Below are 18,663 nucleotides of genomic sequence, written 5' to 3'. Positions count from 1 at the left end.
AATCACTGTATGATATAGAGGATAATTATGAATCCTAAAGATAGAATAGAACAATTACAAAAAGAATTGACTCATGCTCAGTATCTATATTATGTAAAAGATAATCCGACGATGAGCGATTTTGAATATGATCAAAAATATCGTGAGCTCGTTGATTTAGAAACGGCACATCCTGAATATATTGTGCCATCGTCTCCGACACAGCGGGTTGGCATCAAAGTGGATGGTCCCTTTGAAAAAGTAGTCCATGGTAGACCTATGCTCAGCTTATCCAATGTGTTTAGTGCGGATGAAGTGCGTGCTTTTGACCAACGGGTAACGAAGGAATTGGGACATCAAACAAAGGCTTATGTGGTGGAGTTGAAAATTGACGGCTTAGCTGTTAATTTGCACTATGAAAATGGTATCTTTGTCCGTGCCGTCACACGCGGTGATGGTAAGGTAGGGGAAGATGTAACAGCCAATGTGCGTACCATCAAATCCATTCCTTTATATCTAGAAAATGCACCTGAGTTTATCGAAATTCGCGGTGAAGCGTACATGCCACATAGCGAATTTAAACGTATCAATGAGGAACGCGATGAAGAAGGGTTACCGACCTTTGTCAATCCTCGCAATGCAGCGGCAGGTTCCTTGCGTCAACAAGACCCTGCTATTACAGCAAGTCGTAATCTTGCGTTCTTTGCCTATGCTATCGGTTCTGAAAGCGGCGCTAATATTCATACGCAAGAGGCATTGTTACATACGTTGGAGAATTTCCATTTTTCCGTAAATCCTCATTATCGCGTTTGTAATACCGTAGATGAAGTTATTGAGGCTATTAATTATTGGGGCGAAAAACGTCATGAACTGCCATACGATACAGATGGTATGGTTATAAAGGTCAATGATTTTAATGATCAAGAGATGTTAGGCTCGACGGCAAAGGACCCTAAGTGGGCTACGGCTTATAAATATCCTCCTGAAGAGGTGGAAACAGTTGTCAAAAATATAACCATTAATGTAGGACGTACTGGTGTATTGACGCCAACTGGAGAATTAGAACCTGTGTTTGTATCGGGCACTAATGTGAGCCGTGTTACATTACATAATCAAGATTTCATCACTGAAAAAGATATTCGTATTGGTGACCATGTACTTATTCACAAGGCGGCTGAAATCATTCCAGAAGTCATTCGTGTATTGCCTGAAAAACGTACGGGCAGTGAGGTTCCTTTCACAATTCCTAATCGTTGTCCTGTTTGTGAAAGTCCAGCAGTACGTCGCGAAGGTGAAGCGGCCATTCGCTGTACCAATAAACATTGTCCTGCTATAGAAAAGGAACAAATCATTCACTTTGCATCTCGTGATGCGATGAATATCGATGGACTTGGCCCAAGTATTGTGGAAAATTTAATCAATGAAAAATTGATTACCAATGTAGTTGATTTATATCATTTGACTACGGAATCCATCATGGGTATGGACCGTATGGGTAAAAAATCGGCAGATAATCTTGTGAAAGCTATTGCAGATTCTAAATCTCGTGGATTAGACCGCGTACTATTTGGCCTTGGCATTCGCCTTATCGGTTCTAAAGCGGCCGGTACAATTGCTAATGTTGTGAAGTCTATGGATAGATTTTTAACGATTAGTAAAGACGAATTAGTGGCGGTAGAAGAAATTGGGCCTACCATGGCAGATAGCATTATCGAATATCGAGAGGACCCTCAACATATTAAAATCATCAATGGCTTAATCGAAGCCGGTTTAAAAATGGACGTAGATGTACAAGAAGCCGCTGGTAATGAAATGGAAGGTGAAATCGTTGTTCTTACTGGTAAACTCGAGGTCATGGGTCGTAGCGAAGCGGGTAAACTATTAGAAAAACACGGCGCTAAGGTGACTGGGTCCGTATCTAAGAAAACAACACTTGTTGTTGCTGGTGAAGATAGTGGTAGCAAATTGACAAAGGCGAATGAACTTGGTATTCGCGTTATCAATGAAGAAGAATTTATAGAATTACTTAAAGATTTAGGTGAAAACTAATCCTTTATTTTGAAAATATATGTCATATGCTTTATAATTAAAAGATATGAAAGGATGTGGACCGATGAAAATCAGCCAAGAGGAAATTAAAAAAATCGCTTTACTGTCCCGATTAGAAGTAAAAGAAGATAAAATGGCTAGCGTTGAGAAGGAATTATCCGATATCTTAACGTATGTAGCAGAATTAAATGAATTAGAATTAGATGATGTAGAAGTAATGGCTCATGCTGTTCCTTTGCATAATGTATTTAGAGAAGATGAGACTAAACCTTCTTTAGATCATGATTTAGCATTGTCTAATGCACCTGAAGAAGAAGACGGGTACTTTAAGGTGCCTCGCGTTGTACAAGAATAGGAGGTTTCACTGTGGCAACAATTCATGAATTACACACTAAATTAGTGAACAAAGAAATCAGTGCTGTAGAATTAACAAATGCAGTAATTAGTCACAAAGCAAAAGTGGAACCAGAGGTACATGCGTATTTATCTGATTCTCACGAATTAGCATTAGCATCTGCAAAAGCTGTAGATGAAGCAATTGCTAAAGGTGAAGCTATTTCCCCATTAGCAGGTATTCCTGGCGCTATTAAGGATAATATTTGTATTAAAGATCAACCTGCTACATGTGCATCTAAAATGTTGGAACATTTCATTCCTCCATATAATGCATCCGTTATTGAACGATTACATGCTAATCACTTGGTTAGCTTAGGTAAACTTAACATGGATGAATTCGCTATGGGCGGTTCCACAGAAAATTCCGCATTAGCTAAAACAGCTAATCCATGGAATTTGGAATGCGTACCAGGCGGTTCTTCCGGTGGTAGTGCAGCGGCAGTATCCAGTGGTTCTGCTATCTGGGCATTGGGCTCCGATACAGGTGGTTCTATCCGCCAACCAGCATCCTTCTGTGGTGTGGTAGGTATGAAGCCTACCTATGGTAATGTATCACGTTATGGGTTGATTGCCTTTGCATCCTCCTTGGATCAAATTGGACCTGTCACACGGGACGTAACTGATGCTGCATTGGTATTAAATGCCATTGCTGGCCATGACCCTAAGGATTCCACATCCATTCCTGGCGAACGTGTAGATTATACAAAAGCGCTTGTGAACGATGTTAAGAATTTAAAAATTGGTGTACCAAAAGAATTCTTTGGCGATGGTCTTAATGCAGAAGTACGCAAGGCTATTGATGAAGCTATTGAAACATATAAAAAATTAGGTGCTGAAATCGTTGAGGTTTCCTTGCCTAGCACAAAATATGCTTTGTCTGCGTACTATATTATCGCATTGGCAGAAGCAAGTTCCAACTTGGCTCGTTATGATGGTGTAAGTTATGGTTTGCGTGTGCCTGCAGATAATTTGGTAGAAATGTCTACTAAAACTCGTACAGAAGGCTTTGGACCAGAAGTACAACGTCGTATCTTGCTCGGTACCTATGTATTAAGCGCAGGTTATTACGATGCATATTATTTGAAAGCTCTTAAAGTACGTCGCGTTATCAAAAATGAATTTGATGCAGCCTTCTCCAAGGTTGATTTGTTATTGGCTCCAACAGCCCCTAACACAGCGTATAAGTTTGGTGAAAAAATCAATGACCCATTAGCAATGTACTTAGAAGATATTTGTACAGTTCCAGCTAACTTAGCAGGTATTCCTGGTATTAGCATTCCAGCGGGCATGAGTAGCGATAACTTGCCAATTGGCTTACAATTATTGGGCCCTGCAATGGGCGAAGAAACATTGTTACGTGCCGCTTTCACATTCGAACAAGCACGTCCAGATTGTCAATTAGTAGCACCAACTGGGGAGGTTTCTCTATGAGTAGTAAATACGAAACAGTCGTTGGTTTAGAGGTTCATACAGAGCTTAAGACTAAGTCTAAAATCTTCTGTGGTTGTACCACTGAATTCGGCGGTGATCAAAATACACATGTATGCCCAGTATGTCTCGGCTTACCTGGTGCTATGCCTGTGTTGAATAAACAAGTAGTAGAATTTGCCATCAAAGTAGGTTTAGCGTTGAATTGTGAAATTCTTAAATTCAACAAATTTGACCGTAAAAACTACTACTATCCTGATTTGCCTAAAAACTATCAAACATCTCAATACGATTTGCCGATCTGCTTGAATGGTCACTTAGACATTGAAGTAAATGGTGAAACTAAACGCATCGGTATCACACGTATTCACATGGAAGAAGACGCTGGTAAATTGGTTCATAGCGGTAATACGATTTCCGATTCTAATTCTTCTAATGTCGACTATAACCGTACAGGCGTACCTCTTCTTGAAATCGTATCTGAACCAGATATTCGATCCGGTAAAGAAGCGAGAGCATACGTTGAAAAATTGCGTTCCATTTTGCAATATTTAGAAGTATCTGACGGTCGTATGGAAGAAGGTTCCTTGCGTGGTGACTGTAACGTATCCGTACGCCTTCGTGGCTCCAAAGAATTTGGTACACGTACAGAAACTAAAAATGTTAACTCCTTAACAGCTATTCAAAAGGTTGTTGAATACGAAGCATTGCGTCAAGCTAAGCTTATCGAAGCAGGCGGCAAAGTAGACCAAGAAACACGTACATGGGACGATGCACAAGGCATCACTCTTGGCATGCGTAAGAAGGACGAAGAAAATGATTACCGTTACTTCCCAGAACCAGACTTGGTACCAATCGTAATTACGGACGAAAAAATCGAAGAAGTACGTCGTTCCTTGCCTGAGTTGCAAGACGCTAAAATTGCGCGCTTTGTATCCGAATATGGCTTGTCTCGTGAAGATGCAACCATCCTTACCATGGCTCGTAAGACGGCTGATTATTTAGATGCAGCTGTGAAAGCTGGCGCAGATCCTAAGACTGTGGCTAACTGGATGCTTGGTGACTTGTCTAAGATGATCAATGAAAGCGGCTTAACATTTGGTGAATCTAAGGTAAGTCCTGAAAACTTGGCTGGTATGATTGCTCTTATTGAAAAAGGCACCATTTCTGGTAAAATTGCGAAAAAAGTTATCGTATCCATGTGGGAATCCGGCAAGGATGCTGATGCTATCGTAAAAGAAGAAGGTCTTGTTCAAATTACAGATACTGGCGCTATTGAAGAAATCGTAAAACAAGTTATCGCTAATAACCCACAACCAGTGGCTGACTTTAAGGGCGGTAATGGCAAAGCTATCGGTTTCTTGGTAGGTCAAGTTATGAAAGAATCCAAAGGCCGTGCTAACCCTGGTATGGTTAACCAATTATTACAAAAATTCTTAAACGACTAAAACTGTCTTGACTTAGTTCGTCTTAATATTGTATAAACGAATTGTCCTCTATGGTATATTTACCATAGGGGATATTTTGTTTCCATGACTATTATGGTATAATAAATTGTATAAAATTGATTAACAGTTTTGTGATAAGGAATATATCATGAATAACCAAAATACAATGAATGAAAATAAAGAACAAGAAACTAAGACACGTGTCCTAAGCGATACAGAGCGCCGCGATTTTGATGGGGTTACCATTGATGAAGAAGGGGATACTGTACAAGTTGAATTTACACCTACTCAAAAAGAAGAAGACCGAAGTGGGTATGAGCAATTTCAAGACTATGGCCCTCGTGTGAAGGTATATCATTTTGGCGGTTCTAGTTGGCTAAGCCGTATCATTATGATTATTGTACTAGCTGCAATCTTAGCAGCTATCGTATTCTTTGGCGGCATCATCTTGTCCATCGTAGGCGTGGTCATCCTAGTAGGGGCTATTATCTCCTTTATCTTAGGCTTGTTTTAATGGTATAATATATCTATTACGACAAGACGGTGGCAAGTCCATTCGATGATGCTAAAGGGGTACTATGAACGTAGTTCTATCAACATTAAACTCAAAATTTATACATTCTTCTCTAGCCTTGAGATATCTCAAGGCTTATGGTGAAGCCCATGGACAGGCATACGATATAGTGGAATATACTATTAATATGCCTGTTTTGCATATTCTTAGCGATATTACAGAGCATGATATCGATGTCCTAGGTTTTGCCTGCTACATTTGGAATATTGAAATGACCTTGCATGTGGTGGACATGGTGAAAGCCGTACGACCAGATATTAAAATTGTATTGGGTGGACCAGAGGTTTCTTTCACAGCTGATGAATTATTAGAACGATGTCCGAATATCGATTATATTGTACAAGGTGAGGGCGAGGAAGCATTCCATGCCCTTGTAACAGCATTACAGCTTGGTAATGATGGATTACACCCTGTGATTCCCGGCGTGAGAGGACGTAGGAATGGTAGTATTTTAGGCTCGGCAGAGGCCGTAGAGGTTCGTGATTTATCTACCATACCATTCCCATATACAGAGGAAGATATGGACGATTTAGAGCATAAGATTATTTATTATGAATCCTCTCGTGGTTGTCCTTTTTCCTGTCAGTATTGTTTGTCGGGTAATAAGAATACTGTGCGATTCTTTCCTCAAGAGCGGACATTAGAAGAATTGCAATGGTTTATTGATCATGGAGTGAAGCAAGTAAAATTTGTAGACCGCACCTTTAACTGTGCACCTCATCATCATAGACCACTTATGGAGTTCATGAGAGATAGCGATACAGATATGAATTTCCACTTAGAAATGGAACCAGAGCTTATGACGGAGTGGGAAACTAACATTCTTTGTGAAACGCCGCCTGGACGCATTCAAATCGAGGTAGGCGTACAAAGTACGTATAAGAAAACATTAGATGCTATCAATCGCTATAATGATTGGCCATACATTCAAAAATCTATACGTCCTATTATTCAAGCAGAACGTACGCATGTTCACATGGATCTTATCGTAGGATTGCCTCACGAGGATTTTAAACGATTTGGACAATCTTTTAACGATTTGTTTAGCTTACAACCTCATGCATTACAAATTGGATTCTTAAAATTGCTAAAAGGATCTGGTGTACGACGGATGCGTGAATATAAGTATGTAGCAGATCCATTGGCTCCATATGAGGTTCTAAGCACGCATGTACTACCTTATGATGATGTACGTTTCTTGAAATATTTTGAAGATGTATTTGAGCGTTTTTATAATAGTGAACGATTTAGAACAACATTTGGCTATATCGGTCAACAATTGATTCACGGTGAATCGGATGCATTTAGTTATTTCTGTGATATGACGAGAGCATGGCTTAAGGAAGGTAATCATAAGGTAAATCTTAAGGATATAGACCAAATTGAATTCTTATATCGTTTCTTCCTTGCAAAAGGTGATACGATTGCTGCAGAGTTATTACAATACGATACATTGGTAAGCTATCGCGGTAAGGTGCGCAGCGACGCAGTAGGATTGCCTAAACAAACAAAGGAATTACTACAAGTAGGCGAAGCGTTTTGGCGCAATGAAGAGATTGCGTCTACATTTATTCCCAATTATACGTTTAAAGAATGGCGTAAAATTCGTCAGCAATATGTGGAAATGACCATGAGCCGTGAAACAGCAACATATTTAGGAATTCAACATATACCAGAAGGGGATTTCACAGTGATTATAGATGTGAATAAAGAGGTGACCCCATTCATTCGCCCTGAAAACATACAATGATATAGAGGAGTGTTATGTCAGATACAACGAGACCGAAACGGTACCTGATGGTGTCAAAATTTTATAAAGAAACATATGGTGAAAAGGTATATAAATTACCTGTTGCATTACCTTTAACCTGTCCTAATCGAGATGGATCAGCTGGTGTTGGAGGATGTACATTCTGTGGGGAAATCGGTGCTGGTTATGAAAATAGACCTGCATGGATGACGGTACGCATGCAATTAGAAGAAAATATTGCACACATCGGACCTAAATATAAGGCTAAAAAATTTATACCTTATTATCAAAACTTTAGTAATACCTATTTACCTCTTGAGGATTTTAAATCCTATATGGAACAAGGTTGTATTGATGAAGCCGTAGGGATTGCAATCGCTACGAGACCTGATTGTATTTCTAATGAGTATTTAGATGTATTACAGGACATACAACAACGATTTCATAAGGATATCTACATTGAATTAGGATTGCAAACCGTTAACTATCATACACTTGAGAAGATTAATCGAGGCCATGATTTAGCGCAATTTATCGATGCGGTTTTACGCATTAAGCGTTATGGATTTAATGTGACCACACATATGATTGTTAATTTGCCTTGGGATACGATGGAGGATACCATTGAAGGGGCCAAAATTTTATCATCCCTTGGCGTTGACCAAGTAAAGTTACATGCTCTATATATTGTGAAACATACACTGATGGCCAAATGGTATGAAGAAGGTCAAATCACCTTGATTAGCGCCGAAGAGTATGCGGAGCGTGTCGTTCAGTTTTTACGCCATCTCCATCCAGATATCGTATTACAACGATTAGTGGGTCGTGCCCCAGAGGATAATACATTATTTACCAATTGGTCTATGGGCTGGTGGCGTGTACAGGATTTAATCGACGATATGATGGATGAACTAGATGCACATCAAGGCGATTTATGTGATTATTTAAATGGTAAAGCAGTACGTAAATTTATAGATGGGGGACAAGCATGAGCGAACGGGTATTTACCTTTCCTACCTATGACTTAGCACAATCTATACTAGGTCAACACAATAGATATTTACAAATGATGAATGAAGTCATTCCTGCGGATATTGTATCTCGTGGTGATACAGTTGTCATAAAAGGAGACGAGCTTCAAGTAGAGGCGTTGTATCGGACATTAGAGGAACTGGTCTTCCTCTATAAAGAAGGTAGTACGATTACAGAATCTCAAGTTCGCATTGCGGCTAAGATGGTGATGAATGGCAAAGGGGATGCCCTTCACTCTATGTTCGAGGATACTTTGTCCGTAACGATGCGCGGTAAAAGCATTACGCCAAAGACGGAAGGTCAAAAGCAATATGTAGACAGTATTCGCAAGAATACTATCACCTTTGGCATTGGACCTGCCGGTACCGGTAAAACGTTCTTAGCTGTTGCATTAGCCGCATTTTACTTGAAGAACCGCAATGTAGATAAGATTATTTTGACGCGACCTGCTGTAGAGGCTGGTGAACGACTAGGGTTCTTACCTGGCGAATTACAAGATAAGGTAGATCCATATTTGCGTCCGCTTTATGATGCGTTGCACGAAATGTTTGGTATTGAACAAGTACAACGCTTTATGGAACGGGGCACAATCGAGGTGGCACCATTAGCGTACATGCGCGGTCGTACATTAGAAAATGCCTTCGTCATCTTGGATGAAGCACAGAATACGACGGCAGAGCAAATGAAGATGTTCTTAACTCGTTTAGGTAATAACTCTAAAATGGTCGTCAATGGTGATAAAACACAAATTGACTTGCCTCCGCGTGTGACATCTGGTCTTTATGAAGCAGAAAAAGTATTAAAACGCGTGTCTGGTATTCATATGGTGTATTTTACAGATCAAGATGTGGTGCGTCATGATTTGGTAGGTCGCATCGTTAAAGCCTATGATGCATACCATCAAAAGCTTTCAAAGGAAGAATAAGAATTATGCATATACAAATTAGTTATGATGATGGTATAACCCGAGATACTAAGATTGAAGAGGTTATACAAAAGGTTTGCGATGAAGTGAGCCGCGTGTATGGACTTGAAGATGATGAGTTAAGCATTCTACTATGCGACAATAAGAAAATTCATGAACTAAATAAGGAATATCGCGGTATTGACAGACCAACAGATGTATTGTCCTTTGCCCTTAATGAAGGGGACGATTACGAAGGTAGTGAAGAGGAACATCACCTATTGGGGGATATGATACTCTCCTTGGAACGAGCTCATGAACAAGCTGTCGAGTACGGACATAGTTTTGAACGGGAATTAGCCTATTTAACAACACATAGTTGTTTGCATATCTTAGGCTATGACCACATGACCGATGAAGATAAAAAAGAAATGCGCACAGAAGAAGAATTTGTGCTTTCTAATTTAGGGTATGTACGAGAGGATCAACCATATAATGAATAAAGCAGAACATTTTAAATCCGGCTTCGTAGCCGTTGTAGGGCGACCAAATGTAGGCAAGTCTACCATGATTAATGCCTTGATAGGCGACAAGATTGCCATTGTATCCGATAAGGCACAGACAACGCGTAACCGCATTATTTGTGTTTACACCGATGAAGAAAAACAAATCGTTTTCATGGATACACCTGGCGTACATAAGCCAAAACATAAATTAGGTGAATTCATGGTCGATGCAGCCATTGAATCTTTGAAGGAAACAGAGGCCGTTCTATTTGTTGTGGCAGGTAATGAAAAACGAGGTCCAGGAGATAATTTCATCATTGAACAATTAAAACGCGTGAAAGTACCGGTATTCCTCGTAGTCAATAAAATTGATACACTGCAAAAAGAACAGGTATTAGAAGCCATTGTATCCTATCAAGATGCGTATCCATTTGCTGGTGTCATTCCTATTTCGGCAAAGAATAAAGAAAATTTATCTGAACTTCTTAATGTGCTAGGTGAGCATTTGCCAGAAGGTCCTCAATACTTCCCAGAAGATATGATTACGGACCAACCAGAACGATTGATTATTTCTGATATTGTTCGCGAAAAGATTTTGTTGTCTACCCGTGATGAAATTCCTCATGCCATCGCTGTCGATGTAGATGAAATGAAAACTCGTGATGATGGAACCACATATATTCGTGCTACCATCTATTGTGAACGAGATTCTCAAAAGGGTATCATCATTGGTAACAAAGGTGCGCTATTACGCAAGATTGGTGCAGAAGCGCGCATGGATATTCAAAAGTTATTGGCTACAAAAGTATATCTTGATTTATGGGTTAAGGTTAAAAAGGATTGGCGTAATAAATCGGGTATGCTTTCAGAATTGGGATATAAAAAATAGATTATTTAGATTGATTATAGTTAGAAAGGATTGTTATGGACAGTATAGATGCCCTGTTACCGATTGGGTTCGGCATAGTATGTATTTTCTTAATTAACTTTTTGGTGGTAGCAAAATTCTCTTTTGCACGGTTGCGTAAGGAACACGTAGAAGATATGGAAATCCTACATGAAAAGGATCGCCAATTCTTGTTAAAGCTATACCAAAATCCTGAGTATTTCCTTAATACTACACAATTTCTAATACTCTTTTTCATTCTCACCTTAGCAGGTACTGGCACATATATCTTTAATAGTTTTGTGGTAGGTATCATGGATATTTTGAATATCCATGGTACATGGGTTCATCATATTTTAGACCTGATTTTGCTTATTATCATTAGTCTTATCGTCCTCATCTTTGGCGAAATTGTACCAAAAGCATTGGGTTTATCATTCCCTACAAAATATGTAAATATGCATAGTCGCATCGTTGTTGTCGTTGGTCGTATTGTATATCCTTTTGTCTGGTTAGCTAGTAAAATATCCAATTGCATCCTTAAGTTTTACCAAACAAAATACTTAACTGAACTAGACCTTGTATATACGGAAGAGGAACTACGCATGATGATTTCTCGAAGTCATGAAGAAGGTCAGTTAAATCAGGTAGAATCTGAGTTGATAGACAATGTTTTCAACTTTGTGGAACGTATGGCAAAAGAGGTTATGGTGCCTCGCCAAGATGTGGATTGTATTTTCGTGGAAGATGGTTATGATGAAGCCATGAAGGTTATTCGTTCTACATCACATACGAGATACCCATTGTGTGTGGAAGATAAGGATCATATTGTAGGCCTTGTACATATTAAGGATTTGATGGAACGTCAAAAGCAGGCTAGAAAAGATTTGCGCAACATCAAACGAGATATCTTGACGGTTCCTGAGGTTATGAAATTATCTACCTTATTGCAATACATGCGAACGCGTCGTATTTACCAAGCCGTTGTTGTCGATGAATACGGCGGTATGGTAGGCCTTGTGGGGTTAGAGGATATCATCGAAGAATTGGTAGGGGATATTCAAGACGAACATGAACCTCATTTGCCGGCTACGATGAGTTATTCTGATGGCTCCTTTGAGTTTGACGGCAAGGTTCTTGTGGATGAAGTGTCTGAAATGATGAATATTCACATTGAAGACTCCGATTCCGATACGATTGGTGGCTATATCTTCGGTCTATTAGGCCGTACTCCAATTGTGGGGGATACTGTTGATGCTTATGGTTATACATTTGAAGTAATTAAGATGCAAGGTTATCGTATTTCACGTTTGCGTGTAACACCTTTACCTGAGTCTGAAACTGTTACGGATGATGAACATGAACAAGATTAGTGGCGCTTTTAATACGCCGGCCATCGTGGTGAGCCGAAAAAAATACAAGCTCTATTCGGTGTTTACCTTTATCACACCGTCCTTAGGTATTATTAGGGCCTCTTTTCCGCATAAACGATTGCAAACATTGCGTAATGCATCCTATTTACGCCCCTTCAGTGCTATGTATATCACAGTTGTGCAGGATGGAGAATTTGTGAAAGTCACACAAATTGATGGGTCCTATGTAGTGGAATCGCTAGATACAAACCTTGATAACATTGCCTATGCAGCCGTAGCCAGTGAACTGATACAAGAACTATTTGCATCGTATGATGTTGAGCGTAATGTATTTAATGCTGTAGTCAATTATTCAAAATCGATACGTCAACGAAATGTACGATTAGGGACAATCATATTGGGATGGCAAATGCTGTCGTTAGCGGGGATAATGCCACAATATGAGGCTTTTACTACCGGAGATGGAATTGATTTATTCTGGAACGAACTACGGATACATACGCATATGAATCCATCCCTTTCATTACGCAACGCAATGCCAAATATTTTGGCCTATCAATGGGGCAATGTAGCACCTATTGAACTTCCTGGAACTGTATGGAAGGAACTAGAACGATTACTATTTTCTTATTGTGAACAGGAAATAGGTAAACAACTACAAAGTGTAAAATTTCTGATGAGCTTATAATATATACTAATAAATTGTTAGGTATCGATTCATAAGACTCCTTATCAAAAATTTTTATAAATTTTAAACCACTTATCTCGAATAGGTTAGATAAACCTATTTAAGATAAGTGGCTTTCTTATATAGAAAAAATATAATGTATTACCTGAACATATATCTCATTTATGAGTTAGAAAATGCGAACAAAAAGTTTTATACTAAATACATTAATGGTTGTTCTATATATAGTAGAGTGATAGTAGAGCCTATAGTGATGGCTCTATTTTATTTTTTTATTTTGAAACTATAGATTATAGAAATTTATTAAAGGATTGTATGGAATGGAATTAATCGAGTATATAAAGACATTAGGTAATGTAGGTGTGGCTTTATCTGGTGGTGTAGATTCATCCTATTTAGCATATGCTGTCAAACAATCTGGCATTCCATGCAAAGCATATACTGTTAAGTCCCAGTTTGTGCCACAGTTTGAATTAGATGATGCCAAGAAAATTGCAGAATGTATCGGTATTCCCTTAGAAATCATAGATATTGATGTACTCGAACATGATGATGTAACGAGCAACCCAAGTGATCGATGCTATTACTGTAAACATTATGTATTCACAACGATAAGTGAACAGGCTAAACGCGATGGATTTTCCATATTATGCGATGGAACCAATGCCAGTGATGAGGTAGATGATCGCCCTGGTATGAAAGCAATAGCTGAGCTATCTGTTAAGTCGCCACTAAGAGACTGTGGCTTAACAAAATCTATGATTCGCCAGTTGGCCAAACAGGCTAATTTATTTACCTGGGATAAACCATCCTATGCCTGTTTAGCTACGAGATTTCAAGCGGGACAGCACATAACAGGTTATGATTTAGAACATATCGAAAAAGCGGAAGGGTATTTATTTTCGTTAGGTTTATCAGATTTTAGAGTTCGTCTGATAGGAAATACTGCTAAAATTCAAGTCCCAGAGAATCAAATAGCTATTGTTATTAAGAATAGGATTGAGATTCTCATATGTTTTAAATCTATGTTTGATGAGGTTGTATTAGATTTAGAGGTGCGTTCATGAGCGATGATATTAGATCTCTTCTAGAGCAAGTAAAAAATGGTCAGGTAGATGTGGATGCAGCCTTATTAAAGCTAAAGATGAAACCGATTGAGGATTTAGGGTATGCAAACGTAGATTTACATCGTCAATTACGACAAGGTGTACCAGAGGTTATTTATGGTGCTGGTAAAACTAGTGAACAAATCGTGGGTATTATCTCCTCCATGCAGTCTAATGGGCAAGGTCATATATTGATTACACGATTAGCACCTGATGTGGCTACAGAGGTTCAAGAACACCATTCCTTGACTTATATCAATGATGCTCATATCGGCTACGTTGGTGATATGCCTACGAAGAAAACAGAGTCAAGTATAGCTATTGTTACCGGAGGTACAAGTGATTATAAAGTGGCTGAAGAATGTGCAATTACAGCTGAATTTTATGGTAATACGGTCAATCGAATTTATGACGTAGGTGTGGCGGGTATTCATCGTTTGTTACAACATTTGGATACTATCATGTCTGCTAAGGTTATCGTTGTCATTGCCGGCATGGAAGGGGCTTTAGCAAGTGTTGTTGGGGGCCTTGTGGATGTACCTGTTATCGCCGTACCAACTAGTGTTGGTTATGGAACGTCATTTGGTGGTGTTACGGCGTTATTATCGATGCTCAATTCCTGCGCTAGCGGTGTTACGGTTGTCAACATAGACAATGGATTTGGTGCTGCTTATACAGCGAATATGATTAATCATATAGGTGAAAGTAAATGAAACGATTATTTTTAGATTGTCAAATGGGCATTGCAGGAGACATGCTGACCGCGACATTACTCGGTTTAGTAGATAACCCTAAAATATGGATAGAACGGCTTAATCAAATAGGGATACCTAATGTTACCTATACACTTATTCCGAAAGAAAATAAAGGCTTACAAGGTTATCGGGTAGCGGTTACCATTAATGGTATAGAAGAGTCTGAACATCATACAGGTAGTCCCCATGACCAGCATTATACGGATCATCAACATCACGATGCTCATCATGAACATAGTGATGTACATGGGCACGGAAAACATTCGGAGCACCATGTACATAGCGAAGAGCATGTGCACGGCCGAGGTTTACAGGGTGTAACGGATATAATCAATAGCTTATCTATTTCCAATATGTGTAAACAGAATGCTATAAACGTATATAATCTGGTAGCTCAAGCGGAGGCCAAGGTTCATAAATCTACAGTGACGCAAATTCATTTCCATGAGCTGGGCATGCTCGATGCTATTGCAGATATTGTGGCCGTTTGTGTACTCTTAGAGGCATTGAAGTTTGATGAGATTATTATCTCTCCTATACATGTAGGAACTGGCACGGTTCACTGTGCTCACGGAGAACTACCTGTGCCAGCACCAGCAACGATGGAGTTATTAGCGGGTATTCCAATGTACGCAGATTATCAGATTAAGGGTGAGCTATGTACGCCTACAGGCGCAGCGTTAGCTAAGTATTTTGGTACAGCCTTTAGCCATATGCCTGTTATGACACCAACAAAGGTATCTTATGGATTTGGTACGAAACAATTTGAAAGACCGAATTGTATTCGCGCCTTTGTTGAAATAAACAATGATTTAGAAGATATAATCATTGAAATGTCTTGTAATCTCGACGATATGACGCCAGAAGAAATCGGCTATGCAGTAGAACAGTTATTACTTTCACCAGCACTAGACGTGTTTACCACATCGATTATGATGAAAAAACAACGACCTGGTACGATGCTGACGGTCCTTTGTAAGGAAGGCGACATGGATAAGGTGCGAGATTTAATATTTAGACATACTACGAGCCTTGGTATTCGATACCACCGCTGTAATCGATATATTTTGAACCGGTCTACAGGAGACATAGATTGGGAAGGCAATAGAATTGTTTTTAAAACAAGCAGTGGATTTGGTGTAAAGAGACATAAATATGAATATGATTCACTGGCTACTATTGCTAAGCAAAATGATATGAGTTTGTTAGACCTTAAACGACAATTGCGTAAGAAGGAGGATTGATTTGTCGTAGCGGGTTATTTATAGTTTGATAGTGTTAAGTTAAGGAGTGATTCCCATGAAAACATTTAATGTACCCTATGCAAAAGGATTTGTAGATATCAATATTCCTGATCAAAATATAGCAGGTGTATTAGAATCTAAAGCCCATTCCTATAAGGCTGAGCTTTCACAAGAGGCATTGGTAGAACATGCGCTAGATAATCCTATCGGTAGCCAACGCTTGGAAGAATTGGTAAAGGGTAAATCCAACATGGTCATCATCACAAGTGACCATACGCGTCCAGTGCCTAGCAAAATTACGATGCCAATTCTACTTCGCCGTATTCGTGAAGCTAATCCATCCATCGATATTACTATTTTACTAGCTACTGGTTTCCATCGACCTACTACGCATGAAGAAATGGTAGATAAATTCGGCCCTGAAATCGTAGCTAATGAAAAGATTGTAAACCATATCTCTGGTGATGCTAGTCAAATGACTAAAATAGGCGTGTTGCCATCCGGTGGAGACTGCATCATCAATAAACTAGCTGTAGAAACTGAGTTATTAATTTCTGAAGGTTTCATTGAGCCACATTTCTTTGCTGGTTTCTCTGGCGGTAGAAAAAGCGTATTGCCAGGTATTGCTTCCGAAGTGACTGTAATGGCAAATCACTGTGCTGAATTTATCAACAGCCCATATGCTCGTACAGGTATTATCGAGAACAATCCAATTCATAAGGATATGGTATACGCTGGACGTACTGCGAAACTAGCATTTATTTTAAATGTTGTCATCGATGCGGAAAAACATATTATCAATGCTTTTGCTGGTGATATGGAACAGGCTCATGAAACTGGCTGTGCTTTTGTGTCTGAACTAGCTAGTGTGAAAGCTGTACCAGCAGACATCGTTATCACTACAAATGGTGGGTATCCTTTAGACCAAAACGTATATCAAGCTGTAAAAGGCATGACAGCTGCCGAAGCATCTTGTAAAAAAGATGGCGTTATCATCATGATTGCCGCTTGTAATGATGGTCATGGTGGGGAATCACTATACGAAAACCTTAAAAATGCCAAAACACCTCGTGAATTATTAGACCGCATTGCTAAGGTACCTCGTAATGAAACAATTCCAGACCAATGGGAAATGCAAATCTTGGCTCGTATTCTAGATCAATTTACAGTTATCGTTGTAACAGACCAATGCGACCCTAAGATGCTTACAGATATGCATTTACAACATGCTAGCACATTTGATGAAGCATTGAATAAGGCTTTGGAATTAAAAGGTAAAGATGCAAGCATTACAGTTATTCCTGATGGTGTATCTGTTGTAGTGAAAGCGTAATTTACAATAACATATTGAACTCTTAGATCGTATCGCTAAGGGGGAATAAAATGAACCACCTATTAAAGATGACTGGTAATCTTTGGTAGGTGGTTTAAAATTTATTAATATTCTTATATAATGTGATATAAATATAAGATTAATAAATTACAAACTTTACTAGATTAAGAGAGAAGAGAATATGAGCTATATACAGGATGAGTATTATATTTTAAAGCAAAATTTGATGATGCTTAAGCATAATATTCGTTTAAATAAAATTGAATATACTATAGCTTTATTATTATTTATATTTTATACGTTATATATAATGGGCTATTTATTAGCATCTTTTAGCGAAGGAATAATTAGATTAGAGTTTCAAAATTTTGATTTGTTTATAATAAGTGATTTAAGGATTACTGAATCTGAATATATTATATTAGCAAGTTTACAGTTGCTTATTTGCGCTATAGGAATGTCAAGATTAATACAGTATCGTTTTAATGATAGTGATTTACATACAGGTGGAAAACTTGTTAGTTATTGTTTTGCTTTTGCTTTAATATTCTTTGGCGGTCTATATATTTATCGTGTTTTTACTACAGGTTTAAATTCGGTTACATTTGAATTTTCTCTATATTTTTGGATGTCAATACGAATCATGTTACTAGCTTTTTTGTTTATTTTACTCAACCATATTCCAAGAGACTTAAAATATGGTTTAGCTAGTTATGGTGCTTTAGTAGGCAATCATAAGATTATATATCACGATCTCATTGAATATAGGAAATTAGATGAATCAACTATTGAATATATTGGATTAAATGACATTCTTAAGGTGATGAAAAAAACATTTATTACCGATATGTTGAATATCAAAGGTAGGCAAAGTCGATCACAGATTATATGGTGTAATCTTATATTTATCATAACTATTGCTCTTTTAAATCAAATTATAAGTACCATGATTCAAAGTCAATTTGTATCTCATATGTGGCACGATTATATAGCATATATTTTTTATTATTGGTTACTATTGGCTAACATAGGTATGATTATTAGAAGATTACATGACTCTGGAGCAAGTGCGTTATGGCTATTGGGATTATGGATACCTTATATAAATATATATGTTTTATATTTAATTCTTTTTAAGCCTTCTATTATAGGTATTGAGAATGTTTAAATTTCGATTTGAATGCATAAAGTATTGTTAATTAAAAATATAAA

At 38.3% G+C, this 18,663-nt stretch carries 17 protein-coding genes; all 17 read left to right on the top strand.

Going from position 1 to position 18,663, the window contains the following annotated elements:
- Positions 1-27: 27 nt before the first annotated feature.
- The 17 genes from ligA to VAHSUH02_RS05835 all read left to right on the top strand — a co-directional run bounded on the left by ligA (position 28) and on the right by VAHSUH02_RS05835 (position 18,619).
- On the top strand, positions 28-2,028 hold the full coding sequence (gene ligA, locus VAHSUH02_RS05915) for an NAD-dependent DNA ligase LigA (protein ID WP_005383431.1): 2,001 nt from the start codon (positions 28-30) through the stop codon (positions 2,026-2,028).
- Positions 2,029-2,092: 64 nt separating this feature from the next.
- Positions 2,093-2,383, top strand: coding sequence for an Asp-tRNA(Asn)/Glu-tRNA(Gln) amidotransferase subunit GatC (gene gatC, locus VAHSUH02_RS05910; protein ID WP_005379966.1), 291 nt, complete (start codon positions 2,093-2,095; stop codon positions 2,381-2,383).
- An 11-nt stretch (positions 2,384-2,394) separates the two neighbouring features.
- The gene (gene gatA / locus VAHSUH02_RS05905) at positions 2,395-3,855 is read left to right on the top strand and encodes an Asp-tRNA(Asn)/Glu-tRNA(Gln) amidotransferase subunit GatA (protein WP_005383425.1); all 1,461 of its coding nucleotides are present in this window, start codon (positions 2,395-2,397) and stop codon (positions 3,853-3,855) included.
- Complete coding sequence (gatB, locus tag VAHSUH02_RS05900) at positions 3,852-5,300, top strand: Asp-tRNA(Asn)/Glu-tRNA(Gln) amidotransferase subunit GatB (RefSeq protein ID WP_005383424.1); 1,449 nt, start codon at positions 3,852-3,854, stop codon at positions 5,298-5,300. Before gatA ends, gatB begins: the two co-directional genes overlap by 4 nt.
- Positions 5,301-5,448: 148 nt before the next feature.
- Entirely contained in the window at positions 5,449-5,814 is a 366-nt protein-coding gene (locus VAHSUH02_RS05895; protein WP_005383423.1) for a DUF4229 domain-containing protein, read from the top strand.
- Positions 5,815-5,878: 64 nt separating this feature from the next.
- Positions 5,879-7,624 carry a B12-binding domain-containing radical SAM protein gene (locus VAHSUH02_RS05890; RefSeq protein ID WP_005383421.1) on the top strand — a complete coding sequence of 582 codons (1,746 nt, stop codon included), beginning with the start codon at positions 5,879-5,881 and terminating at the stop codon, positions 7,622-7,624.
- Between the two features lie 14 nt (positions 7,625-7,638).
- Positions 7,639-8,616, top strand: coding sequence for a tRNA modification radical SAM protein MnmL/YtqA (mnmL, locus tag VAHSUH02_RS05885; protein ID WP_038148795.1), 978 nt, complete (start codon positions 7,639-7,641; stop codon positions 8,614-8,616).
- Complete coding sequence (locus tag VAHSUH02_RS05880) at positions 8,613-9,581, top strand: PhoH family protein (protein ID WP_005379967.1); 969 nt, start codon at positions 8,613-8,615, stop codon at positions 9,579-9,581. The genes mnmL and VAHSUH02_RS05880 overlap by 4 nt, the downstream gene beginning before the upstream one ends.
- 5 nt (positions 9,582-9,586) lie before the next feature.
- Complete coding sequence (gene ybeY / locus VAHSUH02_RS05875) at positions 9,587-10,063, top strand: rRNA maturation RNase YbeY (RefSeq protein ID WP_005383417.1); 477 nt, start codon at positions 9,587-9,589, stop codon at positions 10,061-10,063.
- A complete protein-coding gene (era, locus tag VAHSUH02_RS05870) occupies positions 10,056-10,955 on the top strand; it encodes a GTPase Era (RefSeq protein ID WP_005379880.1) in 900 nt (299 codons plus the stop codon). Before ybeY ends, era begins: the two co-directional genes overlap by 8 nt.
- A 35-nt stretch (positions 10,956-10,990) precedes the next feature.
- On the top strand, positions 10,991-12,325 hold the full coding sequence (locus tag VAHSUH02_RS05865; RefSeq protein ID WP_005383415.1) for a hemolysin family protein: 1,335 nt from the start codon (positions 10,991-10,993) through the stop codon (positions 12,323-12,325).
- Positions 12,312-13,013, top strand: coding sequence for a DNA repair protein RecO (gene recO / locus VAHSUH02_RS05860; RefSeq protein ID WP_038148794.1), 702 nt, complete (start codon positions 12,312-12,314; stop codon positions 13,011-13,013). The genes VAHSUH02_RS05865 and recO overlap by 14 nt, the downstream gene beginning before the upstream one ends.
- A gap of 320 nt (positions 13,014-13,333) precedes the next feature.
- Positions 13,334-14,080, top strand: a complete 747-nt coding sequence (larE, locus tag VAHSUH02_RS05855) for an ATP-dependent sacrificial sulfur transferase LarE (RefSeq protein ID WP_005383411.1) — start codon at positions 13,334-13,336, stop codon at positions 14,078-14,080.
- Positions 14,077-14,832: a nickel pincer cofactor biosynthesis protein LarB gene (larB, locus tag VAHSUH02_RS05850; RefSeq protein ID WP_005383408.1), complete on the top strand. Its 756-nt coding sequence runs from the start codon at positions 14,077-14,079 to the stop codon at positions 14,830-14,832. The genes larE and larB overlap by 4 nt, the downstream gene beginning before the upstream one ends.
- On the top strand, positions 14,829-16,118 hold the full coding sequence (gene larC / locus VAHSUH02_RS05845) for a nickel pincer cofactor biosynthesis protein LarC (RefSeq protein ID WP_005383407.1): 1,290 nt from the start codon (positions 14,829-14,831) through the stop codon (positions 16,116-16,118). The genes larB and larC overlap by 4 nt, the downstream gene beginning before the upstream one ends.
- 55 nt (positions 16,119-16,173) lie before the next feature.
- Complete coding sequence (gene larA / locus VAHSUH02_RS05840) at positions 16,174-17,451, top strand: nickel-dependent lactate racemase (RefSeq protein WP_005383406.1); 1,278 nt, start codon at positions 16,174-16,176, stop codon at positions 17,449-17,451.
- A 181-nt stretch (positions 17,452-17,632) separates the two neighbouring features.
- Positions 17,633-18,619 carry a DUF805 domain-containing protein gene (locus tag VAHSUH02_RS05835; RefSeq protein WP_005383405.1) on the top strand — a complete coding sequence of 329 codons (987 nt, stop codon included), beginning with the start codon at positions 17,633-17,635 and terminating at the stop codon, positions 18,617-18,619.
- Positions 18,620-18,663 lie beyond the last annotated feature (44 nt).

Source organism: Veillonella atypica KON (genome assembly GCF_002959915.1).
GTDB lineage: Bacteria > Bacillota > Negativicutes > Veillonellales > Veillonellaceae > Veillonella > Veillonella atypica.
This window is presented reverse-complemented; position numbering and strand designations above follow the sequence as displayed.

Coding starts and splice junctions, on each gene's coding strand:
- ybeY (WP_005383417.1), top strand. CDS start 9,587: ATGCATATACAAATTAGTTATGATGATGGTATAACCCGAGATACTAAG.
- larA (WP_005383406.1), top strand. CDS start 16,174: ATGAAAACATTTAATGTACCCTATGCAAAAGGATTTGTAGATATCAAT.
- recO (WP_038148794.1), top strand. CDS start 12,312: ATGAACAAGATTAGTGGCGCTTTTAATACGCCGGCCATCGTGGTGAGC.
- VAHSUH02_RS05880 (WP_005379967.1), top strand. CDS start 8,613: ATGAGCGAACGGGTATTTACCTTTCCTACCTATGACTTAGCACAATCT.
- VAHSUH02_RS05835 (WP_005383405.1), top strand. CDS start 17,633: ATGAGCTATATACAGGATGAGTATTATATTTTAAAGCAAAATTTGATG.
- VAHSUH02_RS05865 (WP_005383415.1), top strand. CDS start 10,991: ATGGACAGTATAGATGCCCTGTTACCGATTGGGTTCGGCATAGTATGT.
- gatB (WP_005383424.1), top strand. CDS start 3,852: ATGAGTAGTAAATACGAAACAGTCGTTGGTTTAGAGGTTCATACAGAG.
- gatC (WP_005379966.1), top strand. CDS start 2,093: ATGAAAATCAGCCAAGAGGAAATTAAAAAAATCGCTTTACTGTCCCGA.
- larC (WP_005383407.1), top strand. CDS start 14,829: ATGAAACGATTATTTTTAGATTGTCAAATGGGCATTGCAGGAGACATG.
- VAHSUH02_RS05895 (WP_005383423.1), top strand. CDS start 5,449: ATGAATAACCAAAATACAATGAATGAAAATAAAGAACAAGAAACTAAG.
- mnmL (WP_038148795.1), top strand. CDS start 7,639: ATGTCAGATACAACGAGACCGAAACGGTACCTGATGGTGTCAAAATTT.
- larB (WP_005383408.1), top strand. CDS start 14,077: ATGAGCGATGATATTAGATCTCTTCTAGAGCAAGTAAAAAATGGTCAG.
- era (WP_005379880.1), top strand. CDS start 10,056: ATGAATAAAGCAGAACATTTTAAATCCGGCTTCGTAGCCGTTGTAGGG.
- VAHSUH02_RS05890 (WP_005383421.1), top strand. CDS start 5,879: ATGAACGTAGTTCTATCAACATTAAACTCAAAATTTATACATTCTTCT.
- larE (WP_005383411.1), top strand. CDS start 13,334: ATGGAATTAATCGAGTATATAAAGACATTAGGTAATGTAGGTGTGGCT.
- ligA (WP_005383431.1), top strand. CDS start 28: ATGAATCCTAAAGATAGAATAGAACAATTACAAAAAGAATTGACTCAT.